We start from the raw sequence: 6,947 nt of genomic DNA, 5'->3' as shown, positions 1-6,947 counted from the left end.
CCTCGGCCAGGGCCTCGGCGGCGGCGTCCATGGCCAGCTGGGCCGGCCCGACCCCGGTGCGCCGGGCCAGGAAGTCCCGCACGGTCTCGCCGGCGCGCCGCTCACGCTCCTGCGGCAGATAGCCGACGTTCGCGGTGGGCGGGCTCAGCGACACCGCGCCGGCCTCGACCGGCAGGAGCCCGGCCAGGGTACGCAGCAGCGTGGTCTTACCCGCCCCGTTGACGCCGACCAGCCCGATCACGTCCCCGGGGGCGACCACCAGGTCGAGGGAGCTGAACAGGGTGCGGTCGCCGTGCCCCGCGGCGAGGTCCTTGACGATCATCGTGGCGCTCATCGGGGCCCGACTCTATCGCCGCGCTAGCCGGGGATGGGCACCGCCGTGCCGCTGACGCGTACGCCGTCCTCGCCGGGGGTCAGCGTCACGGTGAGCCGTCCCGGGCGCCCGAGGTCGTCACCCTGGGACAGCTGCACCATCGCGTCGCCGGGCACCAGCCACTCGTCGCGCAGATACCCGCCGAACGCGGCCGCGGCGGCACCGGTGGCCGGGTCCTCGTAGACCCCGCCGACCGGGAACGGGTCCCGCACGTCGAACCGGTCCTCGGCCGCACGCCACACCAGCTGGACGGTGGTCCAGCCCCTGGCCTCCATCAACGCCTTGAGGACCGGCACGTCGTAGTCCAGCTCGGCGAGCCGCTGCCGGGTCGCGGCCGCGATCACCGGGTGGTACGCGCCGGCGTACGCGACCCGGGGCGGCAGGGCCGGGTCGAGGTCGCCCGCGTCCCAGCGCAGCGCGGCCAGCAGGGCGGACAGGTCCTCGGGGGCCAGCTCCGCCACCCGGGCGCCGACGCTGGTCAGGGTGGCCCGGCGCTGGTCGTCGACGACCACCGGCACCTCGCCGACGTTGGTGACGAACACGTAGGTGCCCGGCCCGTGCCGGTCGGCCAGCGCGACCGCCGTGCCCACGGTCGCGTGCCCGCAGAACGGCACCTCGGCCAGCGGGCTGAAGTAGCGGACCCGGTACACCCCGGCGCCCCGGTCCTCGGTGAGGAAGGCGGTCTCCGAGTAGCCGACCTCCGCCGCGATCGCCAGCATCTCGGCGTCGGACAGCGTGCCTGCGGCCAGGACCACGCCGGCCGGGTTGCCGCCTGCGGGATCGGCGCTGAACGCGGCGTACCTCAGGATCTCGATGTCGCTCATGCTCTCAGCGTCCCGCTGCCCGGCCTGGCCCGGCCAGAGCCAATTCGGCGGGCCTGGCCGCGGTCTTGGTCACTTGTCACAGGTCCGGAGTAGCGTTTCCGAAGTGACTGAAGCTTCCACACAGCTCGTCCCCACACCTCCGACCGATCTTCCCCACACACTGGGCGAGCTCCGCGCCTCCGGCCACGAGTTCCGCACGGTCAAAGAGGAGCTGCGCGACAACCTGCTGGACCGGCTGCGCCGCGGCGCGCCACGCTTCCCCGGCATCGTCGGCTACGACGACACCGTGCTGCCCGAGGTCGAGCGGGCCCTGCTCGCCGGCCACGACATGGTGCTGCTCGGTGAGCGGGGCCAGGGCAAGACCCGGCTCATCCGCGGGCTCGTCGACCTGCTCGACGAGTGGACGCCCTACATCACGGGCTCCGAGCTGCGCGAACACCCGTACCAGCCGCTCCTTCCGGCCACCCGGCGGCTGGCCGCCGAGACCGGCGACCTGCTGCCGATCTCCTGGCTGCACCGCTCCGAGCGGTACGGCGAGAAGCTCGCCACCCCGGACACCAGCGTCGGTGACCTGATCGGCGACGTCGACCCGATCAAGGTGGCCGAGGGCCGGGCCCTGGGCGACCCGGACACGATTCACTTCGGCCTGGTGCCGCGGACCAACCGGGGCATCTTCGCCGTCAACGAGCTGCCCGACCTGGCCGAGCGCATCCAGGTGTCGCTGCTCAACGTGCTCGAGGAGCGCGACATCCAGGTCCGCGGCTACCAGCTGCGCCTGCCGCTGGACCTGCTGCTGGTGGCCTCGGCCAACCCCGAGGACTACACCAACCGGGGCCGGATCATCACCCCGCTCAAGGACCGTTTCGGCGCCGAGATCCGCACCCACTACCCGCTCGAGATCGAGCTGGAGACGGCCCTGATCCGGCAGGAGGCGGCCCTGGCGGCTTCGGTGCCGGACCACCTCATCGACGTGCTGGCCCGCTACACCCGCGCGGTCCGCGACTCGCCGGCCGTCGACTCCCGCTCGGGCATCTCGGCCCGCTTCGCCATCGCCGCGGCCGAGACCGTCGCCGCGTCCGCGTTGCGCCGGGCCGGGCTCAAGAACGAGCGTGAGGCCGTCGCCCGGATCTGCGACACCGTCTCGGTGACCAGCACCCTGCGGGGCAAGGTCGAGTTCGAGAGCGGCGAGGAGGGACGCGAGACCGAGATCCTGGCCCACCTGCTGCGCCTGGCCACCGCCGAGACGTTCCGGGCCCGGCTGGCCGGCCTCGACCTGTCCGGCTTCACCGACCTGGTCGCCGAGGGCGCCATCATCGAGACCGGTGACCTGGTCTCGGCCGAGGAGCTGCTGGGCCAGATCGGCACCGTGCCGGGCCTGGCCAAGGTCCTCGACCGGCTCGGCCTGGGTGACGCGCCCAGCCCCGGGCAGGCGGCCTCCGGGGTCGAGTTCGTCCTGGAAGGGCTGCACCTCACCCGCCGGCTGGCCAAGGAGCTGACCGACGACGGCCGCACCCTGTACGGGAGCTGACATGAGCCTCTTCCCCGAGAGCGGGCCCGGCCATGGCCGGTAACCGTTTCCGGTACGGCGTGTGGCGGGACGGGCCCGACCCGCTCGCGCCGCCGTACGACGTGCGGGCGGCCGTGGACGAGGTCGGCGAGCGGGTGCTCGGCGGTGACAATCTGCGCGACGCGTTGCGGGATCTGCTGCGCCGGGGTCCCCGCGACGGCCGGGGCCTGGACGATCTGGAGGCCCGGGCCCGGCGGATGCGGCGCGAGGCGTTGCGGCGGGGCAACCTCGACGGCGCTGTCACGCGGGCTCAGCAGCTGCTCGACCAGGCTGTCGCCGCCGAACGCGACGAGCTGCGCGGGCGGGAGGGCGACGATGCCCGCTTCCAGGAGGCAGTGCTCGACAACCTGCCGCGATCCACGGCCCAGGCTGTGCAGGAGCTGTCCGACTACGACTGGGCCAGTGACGAGGCCCGGGCGACGTACCAGCAGATCCTCGACGGTCTGCGGCGTGAGGTGGTCGAGCAGCGCTTCGCCGGCATGAAGGACGCGTTGCAGGGCCGCGACCCGGCCACCGACGCTCGGGTCGCCGAGATGGTCGGCGATCTCAACGACCTGCTCGGCAAGCACGCCCGCGGCGAGGACACCGACGACGCGTTCCAGCAGTTCATGGCCAAGCACGGCGAGTTCTTCCCGGAGAATCCACAGACCATCGACGAGCTGGTCGACTCCCTGGCCCGCCGGGCCGCGGCCGCCGAGCGGCTGATGCGCTCGCTGAGCCCGCAGCAGCGCGAGGAGCTGGCCCAGCTCATGGACCAGGCGCTCGGCGACGGGCCGCTGCGCGGTCAGCTGGGCGAGCTGACCGACAATCTGCGCGCCCTGCGGCCGGAGCTGAACTGGAACCGCGGCGAGCGGATGCGCGGCAACGAGGACCTGGGCTACGGCGACGCCACCGCGGCGCTGGGCGAGCTGGGTGAGCTCGACGATCTGCTGGAGCAGCTCGGCCAGGAGCATCCCGGGGCGACTCTGGACGACGTCGACGTCGAGGCGGTGGAGCGCCAGCTCGGCCGCAGCGCCGCCGACGACGTGCGCCGGCTGCGTGAGCTCGAACGTGAGCTGCGCCGTCAGGGCTGGGTCACCCGCGACGAGGACGGCCTCACCCTGTCGCCCAAGGCGCTCCGCCGGCTCGGCCGCACCGCGCTGGCGCAGGTCTTCTCCGACCTGTCCAGCAAGAAGCGCGGCTCGCACGACCTGCGGGACGCGGGCGCGGCCGGTGACCTGATCGGGTCGTCGCGGCGCTGGCAGTTCGGTGACGAGCAGCCGCTCGACGTGGTCCGCACCATCGGCAACGCGGTCCGCCGCCGCGCCGGCGGGGGCGTGGGCACGCTGCCGGTGCGCCTGGAGCCGGAGGACTTCGAGGTCGCCGAGACCGAGCGCCGGGCGTCGGCGGTGGTCGCCCTGTGCGTCGACCTGTCGTACTCGATGTTCGCCGACGGCCGCTGGGGCCCGATGAAGCAGACCGCGCTGGCCCTGTCGCACCTGGTGGCAACGCAGTTCCCGCAGGACTCGCTGCAGATCATCGGCTTCGGCCGGTACGCGATGAGCCTGTCGCAGGGCGAGCTGGCGGCGATCGAGCCGGACATGGTGCAGGGCACCAACCTCCAGCACGCGCTGAAACTGGCCGGCCGGCACCTGCGCCGGCACCCGGGCGCCGAGCCGGTGGTGCTGGTGGTGACCGACGGTGAGCCGACGGCCCACCTGGAGGACGACGGCCAGGCGTACTTCAACTGGCCGACCCTGCCGGAGACGGTGCAGCTGACCGTGCGCGAGGTGGACCTGCTCACCCGCTACGGCGCCACGCTGAACCTCTTCATGCTGGGTGAGGACCCGGGGTTGCGCCGTTTCGTCGACGCGGTGGCCAAGCGCAGCGGTGGCCGGGTCTTCAGCCCGGACGTCTCGGAGCTGGGCCGCTACGTGGTCGACGACTACGTGCGCAGCCGCCGCGGCAAACGCTGAGAGGTGCGGGACCCATCCTTCCTAGGACGGTTAGGGGGTGTGTCCCGCACAACGGCCCGCGCACGGTCCGGCCCGGGGTGAACCGGGACAACGACGGGGCTGGTTATAGTGGCTCGCGAGTGACCGGCCCGGCGTGTCCGGCGTGCCGACCGGGGGGTCGGCAGCGGACGATCCCACCGAGGCGGCGCACGACGTCCGCGGGTGGGGTCCCGCGGCCGGCAGGGGGAGAGGGGGCGCGATGTCGCAGCAGCCTGCGCAGGTGACGCCCGGCTCCCCGGCGCCCGGACGCACCCCGACGATCACGGCCTCCGACCGGATCTGGACGATTCCCAACGTCATCAGCTTCATCCGGCTGCTCGGCGTGCCGCTCTTCCTCTACCTGCTGCTCGGCCCGCAGCACGACGTCGCCGCGGTGATCGTGCTGACCCTGGGCGGCACCACCGACTGGGTCGACGGCTACGTGGCCCGCCGGATGAACTCGGTCAGCCGCCTCGGCGAGCTGCTCGACCCGTTCGCCGACCGGCTCTACATCCTGGCCACCCTGATCGGCTTCACCGTGCGCGAGGTCGTGCCCTGGTGGCTGACCGCGGCCCTGCTGCTGCGCGAGGCCGTGCTGGCCGTCGCGCTGCTGGTGCTGCGCCGCCACGGGTACGGGCCGCCGCCGGTCCACTACGTCGGCAAGACCGGCACGTTCGTGCTGCTCGGTGCGCTCCCGCTGCTGCTGCTCGCCGAGGCCGTACCGTCGATCCACACGGTCGTCGCGCCGATCGGCTGGGGCCTGGCCTGGTGGGCCCTCGGCCTGTACTGGGCCGCCGCCGTGCTCTACCTGGCCCAGGCCCGCGCGCTGCTGCGCGCCGACCGGGCCGACCAGGCCCGGAGCGGAGCAGTCGCCGGATGACCTCGCCCGACGGCGGCGACGGCCAGCGCCGGTTCGCCCCGGACTTCCTGACCGAGCTGTTCCAGAACCCCCTCGACCCCGGCTACGCCGACGCGGCCGCCCGCAAGGCCCGCGGGGAGGGCCGCACCGGCGCCCCGAAACGGATCGTCAGCGCGATCAGCGCATTGACTCTGGTGGGGCTCGGCTTCCTGCTGGTCGTGGCCTACCAGGAGACGACCGCCGCCGAACCGGCCCGCAGCCAGGCCCGCGACACCCTCGTCGACCAGGTGCAGAGCCGCCGCACCGAGACCGCCGAACTGCAGGCCCGCGCCGACCGGCTCCGCGCCGAGGTCGCCGGGCTGCGCGAGAAACAGCTCGGCGGTGCGGCCGTGGCCCGGCTGCGTGACCTCGAGGCCGAGACCGGGCTGGCCCCCGTACGCGGCCCCGGCGCCCGGGTCACCGTCGGCGACGGCCCGATGCCGGTCGACCCGCTGACCGGCGAACGCAAGAGCGAGGCCCGGGTCCGCGACACCGACCTGCAGGTGGCGACGAACGCGCTGTGGGCCGCCGGCGCGGAAGCCGTCGCGGTCAACGGCCAGCGGCTCACCGCCACCTCCACGATCCGGCAGGCGGGCGAGGCGATCCTGGTCGACTTCCGGCCGGTGACCACGCCGTACCAGGTGATCGCGATCGGACCGGACAAGCTGGCCGGCAAGTTCCGCGACGGCCCGGCGGGGCGCTTCTTCCGCGCGCTCAACACCAAGTTCGGCATCTCGTACGACGTGGCCGAGCTCAGCGACGTCACCCTGGACGCGGCCACCGAGCCGAACCTGCGGCAGGCCTCGCCGTCCGTGCCGCCGTCCAGTGTCCCGACCCCGTCCAGCAAAGAGTCGAAAGGCGGCTGATGATCGCCGTACTCGCCCTGATCGCCGGCGTCGTGCTCGGCATCGTGTTCCATCCGACGGTGCCGATCGCGCTGCAGCCGTACCTGCCGATCGCGGTCGTGGCCGCGCTGGACGCGGTGTTCGGCGGTGTGCGCGCGAAACTCGACGGGATCTTCGACGACAAGCAGTTCGTGGTCTCCTTCATCTCGAACGTGCTGGTCGCGGGCATCATCGTCTACCTGGGCGACCAGCTGGGCGTAGGCGGCCAGCTCTCGATCGGCGTCGTGGTGGTGCTCGGCGTCCGGATCTTCGGCAACGTGGCCGCGATCCGCCGGCACCTGTTCCGGGCGTAGGGGCGGCGATGACCGACGACCAGCAGCCTGCCGCGCGTGATGAGCGGCCCGACCGGCCCGCGACCGGGCCGGTGTCCGGCGAGCGGCCGGAGTCCGCGGCCCAGCCGCCCGACC

Annotated in this window: 7 protein-coding genes; 5 read left to right on the top strand and 2 right to left on the bottom strand. The window is 73.4% G+C overall.

The genetic code is table 11. The annotated features are described in order from the left end of the window. Positions 1-334, bottom strand: a 334-nt coding sequence (locus AB0C29_RS26360) for an ATP-binding cassette domain-containing protein (RefSeq protein WP_360825208.1), incomplete at its 3' end; no start/stop codon positions are given. Between the two features lie 23 nt (positions 335-357). Next, complete coding sequence (locus AB0C29_RS26355; RefSeq protein ID WP_360825211.1) at positions 358-1,188, bottom strand: PhzF family phenazine biosynthesis isomerase; 831 nt, start codon at positions 1,186-1,188, stop codon at positions 358-360. Positions 1,189-1,300: 112 nt separating this feature from the next. On the opposite strand from AB0C29_RS26355, the gene AB0C29_RS26350 reads away from it, so the two are divergent. The 5 genes from AB0C29_RS26350 (at position 1,301) to AB0C29_RS26330 (ending at position 6,833) form a co-directional block, all read left to right on the top strand. Continuing rightward, the gene (locus AB0C29_RS26350) at positions 1,301-2,725 is read left to right on the top strand and encodes a sigma 54-interacting transcriptional regulator (RefSeq protein WP_360825206.1); all 1,425 of its coding nucleotides are present in this window, start codon (positions 1,301-1,303) and stop codon (positions 2,723-2,725) included. Between the two features lie 32 nt (positions 2,726-2,757). Continuing rightward, positions 2,758-4,719, top strand: coding sequence for a hypothetical protein (locus AB0C29_RS26345; RefSeq protein ID WP_360825203.1), 1,962 nt, complete (start codon positions 2,758-2,760; stop codon positions 4,717-4,719). A 238-nt stretch (positions 4,720-4,957) separates the two neighbouring features. Beyond that, entirely contained in the window at positions 4,958-5,617 is a 660-nt protein-coding gene (locus AB0C29_RS26340; protein WP_360825200.1) for a CDP-alcohol phosphatidyltransferase family protein, read from the top strand. Continuing rightward, positions 5,614-6,501, top strand: coding sequence for a DUF881 domain-containing protein (locus AB0C29_RS26335; RefSeq protein WP_360825197.1), 888 nt, complete (start codon positions 5,614-5,616; stop codon positions 6,499-6,501). The genes AB0C29_RS26340 and AB0C29_RS26335 overlap by 4 nt, the downstream gene beginning before the upstream one ends. Next, a complete protein-coding gene (locus tag AB0C29_RS26330; protein ID WP_360552264.1) occupies positions 6,501-6,833 on the top strand; it encodes a small basic family protein in 333 nt (110 codons plus the stop codon). Before AB0C29_RS26335 ends, AB0C29_RS26330 begins: the two co-directional genes overlap by 1 nt. Positions 6,834-6,947: the final 114 nt, after the last annotated feature.

Source organism: Actinoplanes sp. NPDC048791, from assembly GCF_040650095.1.
Lineage (GTDB): Bacteria > Actinomycetota > Actinomycetes > Mycobacteriales > Micromonosporaceae > Actinoplanes.
This window is presented reverse-complemented; position numbering and strand designations above follow the sequence as displayed.

Excerpts from the sequence above, each read along its gene's own strand:
- AB0C29_RS26345 (WP_360825203.1), top strand. The coding sequence starts at position 2,758 with ATGGCCGGTAACCGTTTCCGGTACGGCGTGTGGCGGGACGGGCCCGAC.
- AB0C29_RS26340 (WP_360825200.1), top strand. The coding sequence starts at position 4,958 with ATGTCGCAGCAGCCTGCGCAGGTGACGCCCGGCTCCCCGGCGCCCGGA.
- AB0C29_RS26335 (WP_360825197.1), top strand. The coding sequence starts at position 5,614 with ATGACCTCGCCCGACGGCGGCGACGGCCAGCGCCGGTTCGCCCCGGAC.
- AB0C29_RS26330 (WP_360552264.1), top strand. The coding sequence starts at position 6,501 with ATGATCGCCGTACTCGCCCTGATCGCCGGCGTCGTGCTCGGCATCGTG.